This window comes from Marinobacter sp. LV10R520-4 (assembly GCF_002563815.1).
In the GTDB taxonomy this organism is placed as follows: domain Bacteria; phylum Pseudomonadota; class Gammaproteobacteria; order Pseudomonadales; family Oleiphilaceae; genus Marinobacter.
The window spans coordinates 2,231,333-2,247,889 of sequence record NZ_PDJM01000001.1 but is presented as its reverse complement, the minus strand read 5'-3'; the positions used below and the strand labels follow the sequence as shown (position 1 = coordinate 2,247,889).

At 50.7% G+C, this 16,557-nt stretch carries 15 protein-coding genes; 9 read left to right on the top strand and 6 right to left on the bottom strand.

Annotation, left to right across the window (positions count from 1 at the left end; genetic code table 11):
* The first annotated feature begins 658 nt into the window (after positions 1-658).
* Together ATG98_RS10800 and ATG98_RS10795 are read left to right on the top strand one after the other, a co-directional pair.
* The gene (locus ATG98_RS10800; RefSeq protein WP_098422977.1) at positions 659-1,306 is read left to right on the top strand and encodes a hypothetical protein; all 648 of its coding nucleotides are present in this window, start codon (positions 659-661) and stop codon (positions 1,304-1,306) included.
* A gap of 151 nt (positions 1,307-1,457) precedes the next feature.
* Positions 1,458-2,357 (top strand): hypothetical protein, encoded by a 900-nt coding sequence (locus tag ATG98_RS10795; RefSeq protein WP_098422975.1) that lies wholly within the window; start codon positions 1,458-1,460, stop codon positions 2,355-2,357.
* 240 nt (positions 2,358-2,597) lie between these two features.
* Here ATG98_RS10795 and ATG98_RS10790 read toward each other — a convergent pair whose 3' ends face one another.
* Both ATG98_RS10790 and ATG98_RS10785 read right to left on the bottom strand, forming a co-directional pair.
* Positions 2,598-2,786 carry a hypothetical protein gene (locus tag ATG98_RS10790; RefSeq protein ID WP_098422974.1) on the bottom strand — a complete coding sequence of 63 codons (189 nt, stop codon included), beginning with the start codon at positions 2,784-2,786 and terminating at the stop codon, positions 2,598-2,600.
* Between the two features lie 20 nt (positions 2,787-2,806).
* Positions 2,807-3,664: a hypothetical protein gene (locus ATG98_RS10785; RefSeq protein WP_143751461.1), complete on the bottom strand. Its 858-nt coding sequence runs from the start codon at positions 3,662-3,664 to the stop codon at positions 2,807-2,809.
* 835 nt (positions 3,665-4,499) lie between these two features.
* Here ATG98_RS10785 and ATG98_RS21855 point away from each other — a divergent pair.
* The gene (locus tag ATG98_RS21855) at positions 4,500-4,652 is read left to right on the top strand and encodes a hypothetical protein (RefSeq protein WP_179888120.1); all 153 of its coding nucleotides are present in this window, start codon (positions 4,500-4,502) and stop codon (positions 4,650-4,652) included.
* Between the two features lie 378 nt (positions 4,653-5,030).
* Here the strand turns inward: ATG98_RS21855 and ATG98_RS10780 are convergent, their stop codons facing one another.
* Positions 5,031-6,314 carry a DUF3426 domain-containing protein gene (locus tag ATG98_RS10780; protein WP_228706091.1) on the bottom strand — a complete coding sequence of 428 codons (1,284 nt, stop codon included), beginning with the start codon at positions 6,312-6,314 and terminating at the stop codon, positions 5,031-5,033.
* 1,151 nt (positions 6,315-7,465) lie between these two features.
* Between ATG98_RS10780 and ATG98_RS10775 the strand changes: the two genes are divergently transcribed.
* The 3 genes from ATG98_RS10775 to ATG98_RS10765 all read left to right on the top strand — a co-directional run bounded on the left by ATG98_RS10775 (position 7,466) and on the right by ATG98_RS10765 (position 8,282).
* Positions 7,466-7,720, top strand: coding sequence for a hypothetical protein (locus ATG98_RS10775; protein ID WP_098422970.1), 255 nt, complete (start codon positions 7,466-7,468; stop codon positions 7,718-7,720).
* A gap of 11 nt (positions 7,721-7,731) precedes the next feature.
* Positions 7,732-7,947: a hypothetical protein gene (locus tag ATG98_RS10770; RefSeq protein ID WP_098422968.1), complete on the top strand. Its 216-nt coding sequence runs from the start codon at positions 7,732-7,734 to the stop codon at positions 7,945-7,947.
* Positions 7,948-8,063: 116 nt separating this feature from the next.
* Positions 8,064-8,282: an MbcA/ParS/Xre antitoxin family protein gene (locus ATG98_RS10765; protein ID WP_098422967.1), complete on the top strand. Its 219-nt coding sequence runs from the start codon at positions 8,064-8,066 to the stop codon at positions 8,280-8,282.
* A 189-nt stretch (positions 8,283-8,471) separates the two neighbouring features.
* Here ATG98_RS10765 and ATG98_RS10760 read toward each other — a convergent pair whose 3' ends face one another.
* Both ATG98_RS10760 and ATG98_RS10755 read right to left on the bottom strand, forming a co-directional pair.
* Positions 8,472-8,753: a hypothetical protein gene (locus ATG98_RS10760; RefSeq protein WP_143751459.1), complete on the bottom strand. Its 282-nt coding sequence runs from the start codon at positions 8,751-8,753 to the stop codon at positions 8,472-8,474.
* A gap of 67 nt (positions 8,754-8,820) precedes the next feature.
* The gene (locus ATG98_RS10755) at positions 8,821-9,849 is read right to left on the bottom strand and encodes an integrase domain-containing protein (protein ID WP_098422965.1); all 1,029 of its coding nucleotides are present in this window, start codon (positions 9,847-9,849) and stop codon (positions 8,821-8,823) included.
* A 955-nt stretch (positions 9,850-10,804) separates the two neighbouring features.
* Between ATG98_RS10755 and ATG98_RS10750 the strand changes: the two genes are divergently transcribed.
* The 3 genes from ATG98_RS10750 (at position 10,805) to ATG98_RS10740 (ending at position 15,154) form a co-directional block, all read left to right on the top strand.
* Complete coding sequence (locus ATG98_RS10750) at positions 10,805-12,547, top strand: type I restriction-modification system subunit M (RefSeq protein ID WP_098422964.1); 1,743 nt, start codon at positions 10,805-10,807, stop codon at positions 12,545-12,547.
* Positions 12,540-13,850, top strand: coding sequence for a restriction endonuclease subunit S (locus ATG98_RS10745; RefSeq protein ID WP_098422962.1), 1,311 nt, complete (start codon positions 12,540-12,542; stop codon positions 13,848-13,850). Before ATG98_RS10750 ends, ATG98_RS10745 begins: the two co-directional genes overlap by 8 nt.
* Before the next feature lie 161 nt (positions 13,851-14,011).
* A complete protein-coding gene (locus ATG98_RS10740; RefSeq protein WP_098422960.1) occupies positions 14,012-15,154 on the top strand; it encodes a Fic family protein in 1,143 nt (380 codons plus the stop codon).
* Here ATG98_RS10740 and ATG98_RS10735 read toward each other — a convergent pair.
* Positions 15,076-16,467: an IS4 family transposase gene (locus ATG98_RS10735; protein ID WP_098422957.1), complete on the bottom strand. Its 1,392-nt coding sequence runs from the start codon at positions 16,465-16,467 to the stop codon at positions 15,076-15,078. The two genes, ATG98_RS10740 and ATG98_RS10735, sit on opposite strands and share 79 nt — an antisense overlap.
* Positions 16,468-16,557: the final 90 nt, after the last annotated feature.

The following is a 16,557-nucleotide window of genomic DNA, read 5'->3' as shown; positions in this document are numbered from 1 at the left end:
TGTTAGCAATAGTCAGCATTTGAACCTGATAAAACCTGAAACGAATCCGCCGCGCCGAATCAGTCAGGACGCCACCGCCAGCCAAGGCCACCGAACCACCGCAGAGCCACCTAGAGAGCGCACAGGCATCGAAGCCAGCGCACGAGGCCATGATGAATCACGTTGTGGCCTGCACCGCTTGTCGCGCCCCACAAGGCCGGTATTGCAACGAGGAGGGCAGACTTGCGCCGGGCGTATTGGGAGGCCCACCAGAGCGCCGTCAGCCCGTCAGGAGTTGAAGAAAGTTGAAACCAGATAGCTCATTTCTATTTAGCTCTATTTTAGAAATGCCCCAAACTTCCCGACGATAAAAAGGGCCACAATCCGTGGTGACTTTTGCCGCAGTCGTGTACGCAATGGGCACGGCCCTGGTTTGTCACTACGAAAGTTTCGTAGTGCGCAAAAAACCCGAAAGCCCCGAAATCACCTACCACTATCAAGCTGGCCCTTGCCATTCGCTAGTGGTTAGCGTTCAATCGGGTAAAACCGGCTGAACGGTGATCTTCCCACAGGGGACTTTCACCCCATTAGTTCATGCCCATGCTGGGCGTACACAAGTCACGGAAGCCGGACGCGTGAGACGCGCCGCTTCGTTTTCGCCTTATGCACAAGGTAAGAAATGACCATCGATAAGGCACTTCGCGCTCTCGAAGCATTTCAAGGAGAGTCGCTCACCGGGAGTCTCTCGGATATTGAAAGCCGCATCATCGGCGCCGGAGTCGAGGACGTCGAGGGCTTCTGCGCGGCTAGTGGAATCGACGATTCTTTCATGGATTCCGCCGTAGCCGTAAAGCGAGTTGCGGGTCAAATCAACGTCATTATCCACGCCGCTGGCATCCTTCGCTCTCTCTCCGGCATCATTGAGCCTGGGGAAAAGGTAGAAAATGTCTCCTTGGGTGCAGGAAACACAGGACGGCAGTTTGACCTTGAGACAAACATACGCGTCGCCGAATACAAGTTCATTGATTGGCAGGGCGGTCCAGAGTCCATTCGTCAGAATGGCATCTTCAAGGACTTTTTTGACCTGGCAGAGCATGAAACCCACAAGAAAAAGTACCTATACGTCGTCGGCACCGAATATCCGCTCAAATTTTTCAATGGAGGCCGAGCGCTAACAAGTGTTCTGAGTCGGCATCCGAGAATCTTGTCGCGCATCCAAGAAAAATACGAAGACAGCATTACTAAGGTCTGTGATTACTACGAGATGAAAAAGAACGAAGTGACAATCTGTGACCCTGTCTCCCCATACATTGGCAGAAGTGCATAACGAAGCCAGTCACGGAGACATCTTTTTCGTTGCGGCTTCGCCTCCACTAAAAAGCCGCGCGTGCTGGCAGCGTTAGACTTGCTTATAAATTGCGGTATCTGTTGTTGCCACGGTGTACTTTGATCGACCGCGCTTTAAGGAGAGAGCCAAAATGAATTGGCAGATTTTTATTAGGTCTTCGATTTTCCTTGTTCTGATCATAGCAGTATCGGATGCATCCGCAGCAACATGGCGCTTTGTGAACGTCATAGCTAATAAGCCGTGGTGTGAGTTCAAAATGCCATTAAAATTGTATTTGCGCTCAGCAGATTTCTTGAGGGAGGTGGGGTACGATAATGCAGGGTGTGTTCACTCCATTGAGATTTCGGGCACTATTACTATTGATGACATTGGACGCTTGGACTCCCTTTCGTCGTTTTATCGTTCTAATTCAGAAATTGACCGTCCGTTTTCTATAAATCTCGACAGCCCTGGGGGAAGCGTATCTGCAGCTTTAGCGATTGCAGCGGAGATGCGTGACTCAGACTCCCCACTTTATCAAATGGGTACGTTTGTCGGGCAACGCAAACAGTGCCTCTCTTCATGTACCTTAATATTGGCAGCCGGATTCCAGAGGACAGTCATTGGCCGTGTCGGCATTCATCGTCCGCGATTCTTGCCAGGGGAGTTTGAACGCATGGGATATGAAAGTCTTCAAGCGGCTTACGAAGGGCTTTATGAGCAGTTGAGCACCTTTTTTAGGGGTGCCAATATTCACCCCTCATTCATTGACGCCATGTGGGCAGTGCCTTCCTCAGACATTAGGTATCTTACTGACGCCGATCTTTCCTTTTTTAGGCTTAAAGGCACCGACCTTATCCGACAGGAAGAACAGACATTAAAACTTATTCGAGCATGTGGTGAGTCAGGACCGGGTTTACAAAGAAATTTTATGTCCTTGATCAAGGAGCGGTGCACAGAGCCGAATGGTAAGGTTGATTCTGAATGTTTTTCTAGTGCCCTTGAGACTCATCCTTACGGTGCCTGCTACAAGCGTATGTATGGAAACTAGTCGTGGTTTAACCTGGCCTAATCGGGTAGCCGAGGGTATCTAACCCTCAGCCCCCACAACACCCTGCACGGGGGTGCAGTTTTCTGCGCAATACGTGCGTGGGCGTGGGTGCAGCGAACAGCTTCCTGAATGTTGTGTTTTGTTAACATGCCTGCCCGTGCGCGCGTGGGTGCAGCGCTCTTGGCGGTTTTCGAAACTGTTTCCTTTTCCGCCAAAAACGCCGGTTTGCCTGAAACCTACCTATGGACTGAGGCCCTGCGTTTGCTGGTGTCGGATGCTTGCCGCTATTGGCGGATACATGAACGTGCTTTCCGATGTCCTGCGGATTTTCAGGGCTGCCGCTTGTCTGAATGACTGCACAGCTTCGCGCCACTCCGCTTCTTCCGCCTCTGCCATGGCTTGAGCAAAATCAAGGTTATACTCACTCATAGCTTTCTCCAGGGTCCTAATCATTCGGTCAGTTCATGGTTCTTATAAAGGCGGTCACAAATAGCATACGATACGATGCCAGAGTTGTAGCATTCGACCCATAGGTCTTGCATTTTCATATGCTTCTCACCGTATTCCTTCACATCTTGCGCCCGCTGCCACTCATGAAATGATGGGTCATCACCAACTAAACCGACAGTTTCAGCATACTCTCTGTCTCGATAATCGATTTTCCAGCTAGGTGTTTTAACCATGTCATCGATAACTTTTTCTGAGACACCCATGGCTAAAATATAAGACCTCAACCCATCAAGGAGCGAGCCATAGAGAAATTCAGATTCGACCCTGCTCAAACCTGCAAAATATTCTTGATCGAATCTCGGGCGATGTAGTCCAATTTTTCCTCCAGAGAAAACATCCCGCCTAACACCAGAAGCCAAGATGAATACGCATGCAGAGCTACATTCGTCATTCATATCAACCATTGTCCACGCGTACGCATTTCTTAGCTTGGCCCCTATCTGCATCGCGGTATCAACATCCCCTCCATGAGAATCAAGGGTCACAGGCATAATCCCAAACTTGCGAATCATCTGACCTCTATAAAGGTCAATAATGGTCTGAACTTTCTTGTCATCTCCTTTTTTTATTTCCCCAAAAATCCTGATGTGTGGCTCATCTTGAACTCTGCCCGTTTTCTCAACAGGGTATGGGACATACTCCACTTCGGCGAAACATAATATGGGGAATCCAACTATAGTGGTGAATAACAACCCCGCTACGAATTTTTCAAACCTTTTCCATACGGCAATCATTCCACCCAAGAGCACTTCCCATCCCATATTTTTATCCTCCGAAATAACAAGCATCGATGCCATTTGTAGAAGCTCGCACTCTCGATGTGTCAGCGTAGGCCTACGGCAAAAGTCAGCAAGCCATCGAGCTATCCGGCAAAGACGGCTCATTCATCGAAACTATCACCCAAACGATGACGCCACAAGAAGCCGCAGCCGCTTATGCCAACACCCTTCCGCGTGGGTGCGGCTCAAGGCATCGCGGGGATGCTAGCAATGGTCAGCATTCCAGCGCAGTACGTGCGCATGGATGAAGCAAAACCTGTCAAAACCTGCTATTGCAAAAGCCAGGTTTGGCCACGTGCGCATGGATCCCGAATAATGGGGAGCCGGATCTCCTAAGGTTTGCCGGGTAGGCCAATCGTAATTATCGTAATTACTGTAATAGTTTGCCCGCGAGCGCATGGATGGATCAGGTTAGATTTCCCGACTATAAAAAGGCACTGGGATTTTCGGCGCAGTACGTGCGTGCGAGTGAAGACCCAGGTGGCTCGGATGCTGGTAAATGTCAAGGTTCAGGAAGCCATTCAGGATCGCTTGATGACGCGGATATGAGTCATCTTTTAGTGAATCCTTGATGTTATCGAGCGGACTCGTAGGTGGCTCAGAACTTGACAAAACTTAACATTTCAAAAGCCAGGTTTGCCCGCGTGCGCGTAGGTGGAGCTTGTATGTTCTCCGCCGTTGGTGGAGTACCGCGACAACCCCGCGAGCGAGTGAATGGAGCGATTTCCACCGTCTGTGGTAATTCGATTACATCGGTTTACCCACCTGCGCATGGATGGAGCTTGTACTGAGCCGAAAAACCGGCTGAATGAAGGTACTACGAAAGTCTCGTAATACTCCCCAGAGTTGGGTTATGAGTGAAATCAATCACTTCCCGCCAGCGAATGCTCAGGTTTGCTCAGGTGAAGCCCTGTTGGTAAATGTTAGTATTTTGCCCGCTGGAATATGGCAAATGGCGGCAAGATTTCAAGCTGGTACGCGGCTGTGGTACGAACTGGCATGTTGACATTTGTTGACATCTGAACCTGATAAAACCTGAAAACCAAATCCCCGGTGAAGATGCCGAAAAGTGAGCAGTGTTCCCCCAATGGGGGAAGTTGGCCATTTCCGCCACTGACGTAAAAGCCCGCTAGCAGAGATACCCTGAAAATTCAGGGAGTTTCGATCCTGAAAACGCTACCCAACGCACACGCGCCCGTGAGCCCACAGCTACTTGTAAAAACTTGTATCTCTAAGCTACCCATCGCATACACGCCCGTGAGATTTTCCGCGCAGTACACGTCCGTAGGTCTGCGAAACTTTCGCACACCCTGCATACAGGCCATAACAGGCAGAACGGCCCAGAGAGCCCGCCAGCAAGCCGCGACTAGAACCCGGTATGTGTTCACAGGCAATGCGGACAAGGCTGAAATTTGATGTTGTAGGTCACCGCATCACGCCCGGGATCCCGAATGGTGATCACAATTCGAATAGGCGTTTCGGGTGGCATAGCGGATAAGTTCAAGGCTTCTCCGGCGAGGTATTCTGCCGGCGTAAAGAGACTTTGTGCGACCACATCACCATTCAGATTGGAGAAGGTCAGACCAATGGCGGGAAACGGCTGCTCAAATTCCGCCTCGTTGAGGATAACAGCATCCACAATTAAGGAATTGCGATCTTCAGGGGCCGTACGAACCACCAGTTTTCGAATTTGAATCCGGTCAATGGCGGTCAATGGGCTGAGTTCACAGCCAGCAGCGTCTTGGGTGCGCAGACGCGTCGCACGAGATGTAATTTCGCCGTTGGTACTCTCTCGAGTGATAACATTTGCAGCCAAGAGTTCATTATGATCTGGATACCAAACCTGATCAGAAGGGGTAGTTACGATCCTATTTATGAACTCTCTCGAAACTCCGGCTCGCTCGTACACGGCGCTTGCCATCGCTTGATCGCCTGCATCGCCACCAGTTTCACCCACGGACTTAAATTGGTGAAATCCGATGAGTGAGTCGGGACCTACAACGCGGTCTCGTCCGGCCAAGAAGGCAATGGTGCATGCAGAAGTACACTCGCCTTCAACATATGTGGAAAGTTTACGTTGCGAGATAATGTTTGCTACAAGATTTCCCTCACGAACCCAACCGCCCATCGAACTAAAAACAACGTTATTAACCGCGGGGGCGATATCAAGTGCCTTTGTCAAAGCTTCGGCAGCACCGTCATTAATTCCACCCTTAAAGACAACTGATTTCCCATCGGCACTCACTTGGATTGTGTATTGGGGGCCAAGTTGCCCCCCCAAAGCTACGCGCCAGTGTTCGCCGAGACCCTCACTCATGATGCCAACATCACCAACTGTTCGGATGATGCCCAGAACAATCATTAGCTTTGCGGCACTAGCCCAACCCCCTTTCCCTCCTCGCTGAACATGTTTGTTGGCTGAGGCCCAGGTTCCACTTATCGCCCATACCCAAGCGAGTAACCCAAGCACAGTAAGGGCAAGAACTGCCGCCGAGGAATACCGCGCGGGTAGGTCTTGGAGAAGCGGGGCTAATATGAGGCCAAGCGCCGGAGCAAATAATAAAACAAGAAATGTATTTAACCAATATGAGCGCCCCAAGGAGTAATCACCGTTCAAGTGCTTACGAAAAAAAGCCATTGGTCCTTGATAATTCTCGTTTTTGATCATTTGCGCCTCAATTGCTTTATGAAAATGAAAAAATAACGCAAAGCTAAGCGGTACCTTGAGGAGGGCAGCCAAGGGCACTGATAAAGATTAGGATAAGGCAGAGGAGATAGAGCCCCCGCATAAGCCGCCGCCGGTGCACACCTTCCCAAAGAAGGGGCAGCCGCCGAAGATGCGGAGGCTAGAAAGAGCTTATCAGAATTTCAAATGGCAATCGCGAAGACCTGAAAGCCGAAAGGTACTCTAACGCCGTTGCTGAACTACGAAAGTTTTGTAGTGACCCCGCCAAAGTTGGGCATAACGACCAGCCCGTAAAAGCGCGACCGCGTAAGCCAGCGCCTACAACGCCCATAAGTCACCGCCTACAAAGTCTGTACGTTATCACTGACAACCTTGTAAGCCAGTCCCTGTGTGCCTACACGGGAGCGCAGAGCCGCAACGCCTGAGAGTTTACCCGCGTGCGAGTGGGTGGCTCGGTACCCTGTCAAAACATGCTGTTGCTGATGCCAGTTTGCCGGCGGCGATTGGGTGTATCGCATGTTGGGGTTTGTTGGGGTTCAAAACGGCAGCACCCGCGCCTACCTGTTAACATTTCACAACATCGTCACCGTTGCGGGATTGTTCCGTATCGCCGGCATAAGTGACCCAGGCTCACGATTACCGGCTGGCGGATCGGCTTGCAACCGTGGGACACTGGCGGGACACTAAGCCGCAAAAAATGACGAGAATAGACAACAGAGCACAATATAGAAAATTCATAAAACGCTGTTTTTGTTGTTATTTAATGTTGTAGGCTGTTGCTAAGATTGGCTTATATGGGTTTGAAAATCCTCGTGTCGGTGGTTCGATTCCGCCTCCGGGCACCACTCTTTCCCTCTAATCAATAACTTAGAGGGATTACGAGTGTTGTCCCATCATTAGTCCCCACATCCCCTGATTGTTTAGAAAACGCTCAATTGTTACTGAGCCGTAATCCTTTAGTTTTTTTAACCCTGCTTTTCCTGTAATACCAAAACTTCCGTAACCATCTGTTTTACCTCTTCATTCAAGCACGTTCCACCGCTCCAGGCCAGTCATTAGGTCAAACGGAGAATTCGTGTAACTTAGAACTTGACCGGTCAAAACCAAACCCTCTTGTTCTAAGGAATATAAATATGAAAAACCAATGCAGCTACATCAGCGACCTGCTTCGGGACGCACTCATCATTGCGTGGACAATCGATCACTTCAAAGGTGCAAGAGTGACGCTGGAGCTGTGCTGCTCGGACGGCAGCATTGCGACGATTACCGAAACGATGGATCACCTGGACGATGACACCGACAACTCAGGGTCGTCCATTCAGCAGTCTCCTCCTCCAAGATCGGCGGCGGACCAGCTTGGCGACATCAAGAAAAACAACTGGTTTTAGTGGGAGCTACCATGAAATTTCTGACCCAAGCACAGCAGCTCGCAGCAACGCTTTCACAGCAATTCGATTGTGAAGAGGTGATCTTCAACGCGCAAATGCGGCGTGGCGAGGACTGGATAACTCTGGAGCTGTATCGAAACTCAGAGGACCCCCACCGTATTCACGCGGTGATGGACTTCAATACCGGCGGGAATTTCCTGCTGCAAACCGCCCATACGATCCACTGACTGAAGCCCGCCATCCAACCTCGACGTTAACGGCGAGGTTGGATGGCGCTGCATCATTATCAGTCGCTACAGCTCGCCGTACAACTAAGCCTGCGCGTGCCCGGTGGAGTCTTAAAATGAGCCATTCACAAAAAACGCTTGAAGAGCTGCAGACTGCGCTAATTATTGCGGCCTGCGGGCTTTTTGAAGACGACGACGAGGCAGCAAATGCCTGGCTAAACCGCCCGCTTCGCGCTTTTGGATACCGAAAGCCAAACGATCACTTGGACTCACCGGAGGATATCCGCATGTTACTCGATATCATAGGGCGCCTAGAGCACGGTGTTTGGACATAGAAGCTGAGGCACAGGCTAATTTTCGTTCGCTGTTACAAACAGGAACGATTTTCCATGGTCGAGAATGTAAGGTGGAAGAACACCCTCCTCTCCCAAATTTGCTGGCGGAATGTACATAAATATTGTCGGTGGCAGGTTCTTGCTCACCAAAGGTTCAAGCTCGGCACAGCCAGAAAAACTCATTTTCTATTACCGATAATACTTCCTGGATTGTCGAATTTTAATTTGAGTCGGCCGACCTCCTTTTTTGAGGCAGCTATGAATCCCCAATGCGCCCAGCCAGTGCTCATTCCTTCCCAAAGCCCTTACAAGAAGCCCCAGAGCACGCATATGTTCTTCTTTTGTACGCTCGGAGGACGAATGTGCCGGCAGCCAGACATTACGAACATACTGCGCGCACTTCAGCTTGATCTGCTCTGGACGCTTCACATGAGGAAAGCGCTCCTCGATGACGCCGACGATTGTATTCATCCGATTGATGTACCGGTTGCGCTCCGTCGGCGTCAGATCTCCAAAGTCTATCCGAGCCACGACCCCACTAAGCTGCATGACGCGTACCTCCGACGTAAGCACCTGCGACACCAGACCGGCCATGGCCAAGCTGACGGGCCACCTCAGCACGAGCAATCCTGTCCATGATCTTGTCGCGGATTGGCTCTCTCAGCGGGCTAGGGCCATCGAGAATCTCTTCATAAATGTCCTGGGCAAATCCTGCTCTAAGTTCGTGAAAAGTCGGAACACCCGAACGCTTCAGCAGAATCCGACACGGGTTCAGCTCGCGCAGCAGAAATTTCTTCACTGTGTCGGTTTCAGACAGCAGGTTGCGTGACCCCTTCGGTCGAACCTCGATTGCGTAAGCGAGTGCTTCAAGCCGAAATTCGCTGGCCTTAATTGTCCGATCTGTACTCTTCCTGCCGCCTTTGCAACCCTCAAGAATGCCCGCTTCGCCGGTGGTTTGCATCTCGAACATCATTCGATCCAGATCTTGCAAAATGGCTTCTCGAACTCGCATGCCAAATGCTCGATTCAGCCTCATCACAGCTGCGCCACGCTCAAGCCCTTTTGCGATGGCTTGATTCGCCGCGTGTTGCATGTCAACAACATCAGCCTGGATTGGCTTTGTGCGGATCGATTTTCGACACACACCAAGCACGTCTCGTCCCGAGATTTTCAGCGCGTCATCTTCTCTGAAAGCTCGCATCGTGATATTGACCGTGCTGATCAGGTTGTGTGCGTAAGCGATGCTAATTTGCTTATCAACGCTCCCATCCGGCCATTTGTGCTTTCTTTTGAGCCGATCTTTGACATAGGCGCCGAACTGCAAAATAAAAGGCTTGTCGATATCCCGAACGTCACGCACGCTCGCTTTTTTGCAGAACTTCACGAACGTCTTGATACGCTGCTTGTGTGTAGCACGGGTGTTGAAGTGCGATGCCCGAGTGTAAAAGTCATCGAGGGCAACGTTGGCGGCATAGCCCAGGCTACGCCCCTTGCCATAATTTTCCTGACAATTCGGGTTCTTCTTCGGGGACGACCGTCGCCCCTTTGATACTTGTTTGTTACTCATGTTTGTTTCCTAGTGATTAAATTGACGTACAGATGTGCGCGGCAAGTCATGTAAGCTCCCTGTGACCTCCGAGGCGGAGCAGACTCCCGCGCTGATGCTCCGCCCCGTAGGTCACATTAAGTGTGAAACGCCAAGCGTCGAGCTTGACTGGTGGGAGCATCCATCGTGCTGCTGTACACAGCACTGTTTCTTCACCATCGCGAAGCCGTGAACCGGCTCCAGTCGAGAATCGACCAGGCGGACGAGGAGCGGCGTCAACGAAATCAGCGTGACAATCGCAAGGTGGGAGGGCCCGAAGGCATTGGGATGACCGGTTTAGGTGAGCAACCAACGATGATTAACGCTGGTAGCGTTCCATGCTGCTCGGTTGCGGGGTTAACGTAAGCCTTTTCCGCAGTTTCCGGTTATCGTTTAAGGACTATAAGTATTTGAAAAAAAAGCTTTTTCAGTCCTATTCTAAATTGCCATCTCATTAGGTAAACACAGCATAGGCTGGTAGAAAGGTGAGCATGGCGTTGCAGTGCGGTGCCAGAAAAACTGGCGATTTAGTGTGCGGTGCCAGATGTGACTGGCGGTTTAGTGTGCTGTGCCAGATGTAACTGGCGGTATGATAGGCGCGGAGACAGTGTCTGCCGCTTTCTGTAATGGCGGTCAGGAAGATCTTTAAAATTGCCCTGACGAAAGCAGGACAAAGGTACTGTTTGTTTGCGTAGCCAGTTACCACGTCGAGATTCGAACTGCGTCTTGCCTAGTCGAAAAATGAACCCTAATTTTACCGCAGAGTGACTCTATATCAAGCTGTGTAAACGCTGGTTTTCCGCGTTAACCCCCAAATACCAAATTGCCGTGAAAGTCTGACGTGGCTACACTCAAGCCCTGCTCCGGTAGCGTAGAAAAATCTGAATGACCGCCAGCCGCCGTTACCACAGCTATTCACGCAGTAAAAAGGAATGCAATGAGCCACAACATTACACTGCAACAGCTTGAATCCTTCCTATGGGAAACTGCCGACATCTTGCGCGGCAACATGGACGCTTCCGAGTTCAAAGACTACATCTTCGGCATGATGTTCCTGAAGCGCCTGTCCGATGCGTTTGACGAAGCCAAAGAAGAGGTTGCTCATTATTACATTGGCAAGGGTAAAACTGACGCTCAAGCCCGTGAGCTGGCGGACGATGAAGACGAATACGATAAGACCTTTTACATTCCACCCGTTGCCCGTTGGGATGCCATCAAAGACCTGAAGCACGACATTGGCGCGGAGTTGAATAAAGCCACAGAAGCAATCGAAGAGTACAACGCCTCATTGGAAGGCGTGCTGGTGTCCATCGACTTCAACATAAAGAACAAGCTGTCCGACAAAAAACTCCGCGATTTGCTGAGCCACTTCAGTCGCTACCGGTTGCGCAATGCCGACTTTGAACGTCCCGATTTGTTGGGCACCGCTTACGAATATCTGATCAAAATGTTTGCCGACAGCGCCGGCAAAAAAGGAGGTGAATTCTATACACCGTCTGAAGTGGTGCAACTGTTGGTATCGTTGCTCAAACCCCAAGCAGGCATGCGCATTTACGACCCCACCGCAGGCTCTGGTGGCATGCTGGTACAAACCCGCAACTACCTTGCCAGTAACGGTGAGAACCCGTCCAACCTATCGCTGTTCGGTCAGGAGATGAACCTGAACACCTGGGCAATCTGCAAGATGAACATGTTCTTGCACGGTGTCTACAGTGCCGACATTCGCAAAGGCGACACCTTGGGCAATCCGCAACACACCCAAGCTGGTGAGCTGATGACCTTTGATCGGGTCATCGCCAACCCGCCTTTTAGCTTGAAGAAGTGGGGCAAAGAAGAAGCCGATGCTGATTCATACGGTCGCTTCCCTTATGGCACCCCACCGAAAGACTCCGGTGATCTGGCGTTCGTTCAACACATGATCGCCAGCTTGAACGCAGAAGGCATGATGGGCGTGGTCATGCCCCACGGCGTCCTGTTCCGTGGTTCCAGTGAAAAGGCGATACGCCAGGGCATTTTGAATGATGACCTGTTAGAAGCGGTGATTGGATTGCCTGCCGGACTTTTCTACGGCACCGGCATTCCCGCTTGCCTGATGATCATCAACAAGAATAAACCAGCGAAACGCAGGGGTAGAGTGCTGTTCATCAACAGTGAACTGGAATACGAAGAAGGCAAAAACCAGAACAAGTTACGTCCGCAAGATATTGAAAAGATCGTTCAGACCTTTGACGATTACGCCGAGATCAGACGCTATTCAAAAGTGGTCGCATTGGCTGACATTGCCGAAAATGATTTTAACCTGAACATTCGCCGTTACGCTGATACCAGCCCGCCCCCAGAAATCTTTGATGTACGCGCCATTCTGCACGGTGGTATCCCTGTGCGCGAAGTGGAAAGCGAGTATATCCGCGAAGAAATACTGGAAGACTTTGATGTGACCACGGTGTTTGTGAGGCGGGATGGGGGACCCTCATCTGGTGGGGAGTACTTTGAGTTCAAGCCCGAAATTGATTCCAAAGAAGCTATTCGTGAATTGGCGGGTGATGTCGATGCCAAGGTGATCAGCCAACTCGAACACTGGTGGGACAAGTATCGGGTGTCGCTGAAGGAACTGGACGCACATATAATTGAAGCTGAAAGTACAATGAAGGGCTATCTGAAGGAGCTGGGTTATGAGTAATTCGGTTCCTGATGGGTGGAATGAGTGTAGCTTAAAGGATGTATCCACAATTGTTACGAAAGGCACAACGCCGACAACGTATGGGTCTGGCTATGTGCATTCAGGCATTAAATTTATTCGCGTAGAAAATATATTAAAAAGTGGATTTATCGATGAAAGTGACTTGAAGTTCATTGATGCCAAAACCCATGAATCTTTGAAACGATCCCAGCTCCACCTTGGAGACCTTTTAGTTTCGATTGCGGGTGCAATTGGGCGGTCAGCTGTAGTCAATGCCCAGAACTTACCAGCAAACACAAATCAGGCAGTGGGTATAGTTAGGCTTCGTATCAACGAAATACTCCCAAATTTTGCCAGATATTCAATAGAAAGCCCTGTCGTAGCAAAGCAAATTAGCGACTCGCAGGCAGGCAATGCTCAAGTGAACTTGAACCTTGAACAGCTCGGTGGACTTCGTTTATATCGCCCCCCACTCCCCGAACAACAAAAAATCACCACCATCCTGTCATCCGTTGATGACGTGATCGAAAAAACACGTGCACAGATCGATAAGCTGAAAGACCTGAAAACCGGCATGATGCAAGAGTTATTGACCAAAGGGATTGGGTCGGGCGGCGTTCCGCACACTGAATTCAAGGATTCTCCGGTGGGTCGGATACCGGTGGGGTGGGATATCGTGCCCTTGGAAAAGTTCTCACTTCAGGAAAAGAATTCTTTTGTTAATGGTCCATTTGGAAGTGACTTACTTTCTTCTGAGTTGACTGACTCGGGCGTTCCTGTAATTTATGTGCGCGATTTAAAACGTTCTCAATACAAGAGAGTCTCTACCGTCTGCGTAACAGAGGAAAAAGCCGACTCTCTTATCGCGTGCAATGTCGTTAAGGGTGATGTGGTTATCGCAAAGGTGGGTGATCCACCATGCGGTTCCGGTGTTTATGATGACGATAAAAGGTCAATCGTAACTCAGGATGTCATTCGAATTAGACCTAAAACCTCAGTTTATTCAAACTACTTATCCTATATGCTCAATTCCCCGATGGGTAAAAAGCAGATACAAAAAATTGAAATTACAGGAACTAGGCGTCGGGTATCATTAACGGAGTTCAAGAAACTTTTGTTTCCCATGCCGTCCCATGAAGAGCAGGTAGTGATAGGCACATCAATTCGATCAATTGATGTGCAAATAGAAAATATCGAAAGAAAAAAATACTTGTTGCTCGAAACAAAAAAGGCCCTATTGCAAGACCTTTTAACCGGCAAAGTCCGCGTCAAAACCGACCAAAGAGAGTCAGTGGTCGCCTGATTAACCGGCAACCCATCACGCTATGTTTCTGGATGAAGAAGAAAAGGTAGAAAAGCCCGCCATCGACCAGATGTTAGTCAACTACCTGTTCGTGGATTAGAGTTTAGACAAGGGACGCAGGAAGACTGACATGGACATTCAAGACAACCACGGAAAACGCAATGAAATTTGAAGATTTCAAAGCTGGCAGCTGGGTGCAACAGTATCAATATAAAAGCTTTGCGCCCATTCCTATCAATCAGGAATGGAATTGGGAAGACCCAGTCATCAACACGTTGTTGGAGCGGGCATCGAGGGCGCTGGCGGAGTTGGACGCATTCACCCTCATTGTGCCGGATGTGGATTTGTTTATTCAGATGCACATCACCAAGGAAGCCAACAATTCATCGCGCATTGAAGGCACCCAAACGCAAATGGACGAGGCGGTGCTGGAGGCGGAGCAGCTTTCGCCGGAGAAGCGAGATGACTGGGGCGAGGTTAGAAATTATATCCAGGCGATCAACGAAGCTATTGATGAGCTAGACCGCTTGCCTCTTTCAAATCGGTTACTCAAGCATACTCACGCCATCCTGATGCAAGGTGTTCGTGGTGAGAACAAGACCCCAGGCGAGTTTCGTGTCAGTCAAAACTGGATTGGCGGCAGTGGCTTAAACGACGCGGCATTTATACCACCTCACCAGAGTGAAGTGCCCGAGTTGATGGGTGATCTGGAGATGTTCTGGCATAACGAAAACATCAATGTGCCGGAATTAGTTCGCATTGCTTTGAGTCACTACCAGTTCGAAACGATTCACCCATTTTTAGATGGCAATGGTCGCATTGGCCGACTGCTCATCACCTTATACCTTGTCAACAAAGGGTTATTGCGTAAGCCATCGCTTTATCTGTCACACTTTTTTGAACGCAATCGTGGCAGCTACTATGACGCTCTGACGCGGGTACGCCAGTCCAACGATGTGACGCACTGGGTGCGCTTTTTCTTGAGCGCCGTCATTGAAACGGCGAACAAAGGCAAGGAAACGTTCGAACGCATTCTAGTGCTGAGGCAAGAGATAGACGCACTGACCCTCAGTTACGGTAAGCGGGCTGAGAACGTTCAGATATTGATGCGGAGCCTTTACCGCCGACCCGCTATCACGGCGAATGAGGCAGCCAAGTTACTGGACGTAAGCCATCAGGCGGCATCTGCACTGCTCAAAAAAATGGTGTCTGATAGGAATGGCACTTACTTAAGCTTCTTCGGGTGCCCATGCGTTGCCACTTCCGCCCGTGCGATGGATCTTGACTGGACCAGTAGTTTATAAGGTTTCGGCCGTCGTTTGACGGCGCGCGGTTCAATCCGTCCGGATCGGTTTCCAACCGTACGCTCGCTCATCAGTCTGAACAATTCGTCGAGTTGGTCAACGCACCATGCTGACTGAAAGCAAGCCTGCCAGGCCAGCCAGAGTTGCAGGCAGTGCTTGAAGCTGAGTTCCCTGGGTAATTGGCCGGCGGCCAGAGCAGCCTGAACCATGAGCAACCGGATCAGGTTGTGAGCCAGAAGATAGACCCAAAGCTCTTTGATGGCCATATCAGGTGTTTTACAGCTTAGTTGCTCCAGGCCCAGAGTCGTTTTGAGGTTCCGCAGGTCCAACTCAACATGCCAGCGACTGCGGAATAGTTTATCCAGCGCCCTTTTGGGTGCCTGTTTGGGCGTCAGGAGCGTTGTCACCAGCACTTTGCCACCCACCTTAAGCTCTCGTACTGTGAGGTTTGTCGGTGCCTTGTCGTACTCGGACTGACTCATCCAGTCAGGCCGAGTCTTTGGCTTCTGCAGTTCCACGAGGTGATCCCGGCTACCCAGCTTCTGACCATGGCTGAAATCCGTGCTGCGTCGGCGTGCCCCGTATTGCTGAAAGACGCCATCCACCCCGCGCTGCTGTAACTCGCACAGCAAGAAATAAGTGGGGTAAAAGGCATCACCGAGCAGGATGTCACCCGCATCCAGGTTGCCCAACAGGGTTCGCAAAAGCGTTTGCTCATCGGTTCCCTTGCCTCGGTAACGCGCGATGGCAGCGTCCAGGATAGCGCCACTGGCCAGGCATACCAAACCCACCAATCGGCATAGCGGGAAGCCCAGGCCGGGTTTTTGGCTACGAGGTTGCGGATACGCAGCCTGATTGGCGGGTGTGTCTGGCATGGCCACTGTGGTGCCATCGACCAATCGGACCCGTCGTCCCTGCCACTGCCAGGGGAGTGGCGATCGAGACGCCATCAAGTGACCGCTGGTACGGGTCAATGTCGAGACCATGCTCACTGGAAGCCGCTGCCTCGCACGGCAATAGCCACCCGTTGCTGTGCTGCATGAGGGCAAGCCCGTCACCAGTCGATTGACCGACGCCTCATCGACCGCTTTCTGGCAAGACCGATCAGCGCTCATGGCTTGTGCCGAAAACATGGCCAGTGTTTCTGTTGGCGAAAACAGCCGTTCCCGATGCGGCGGCAACAGCGACTCTACGGTATCGAGCAACTTATCGCCGGTGAGCAGGTTGAAGAACGTAAACGCATCGGCCCGTCGGGCCGCTTGGTGGACTTGGCACCGTTGTTTGAGGGACACCCGGGCGTTAGAATCATTCATGAAAGGCTGGCTCCTTGTGGCTGGTTATGGTTTCGCAACTTCACCATACCACTTGAGTCATCCTTTCCCTTTAACCTCAATCAGTTAGCG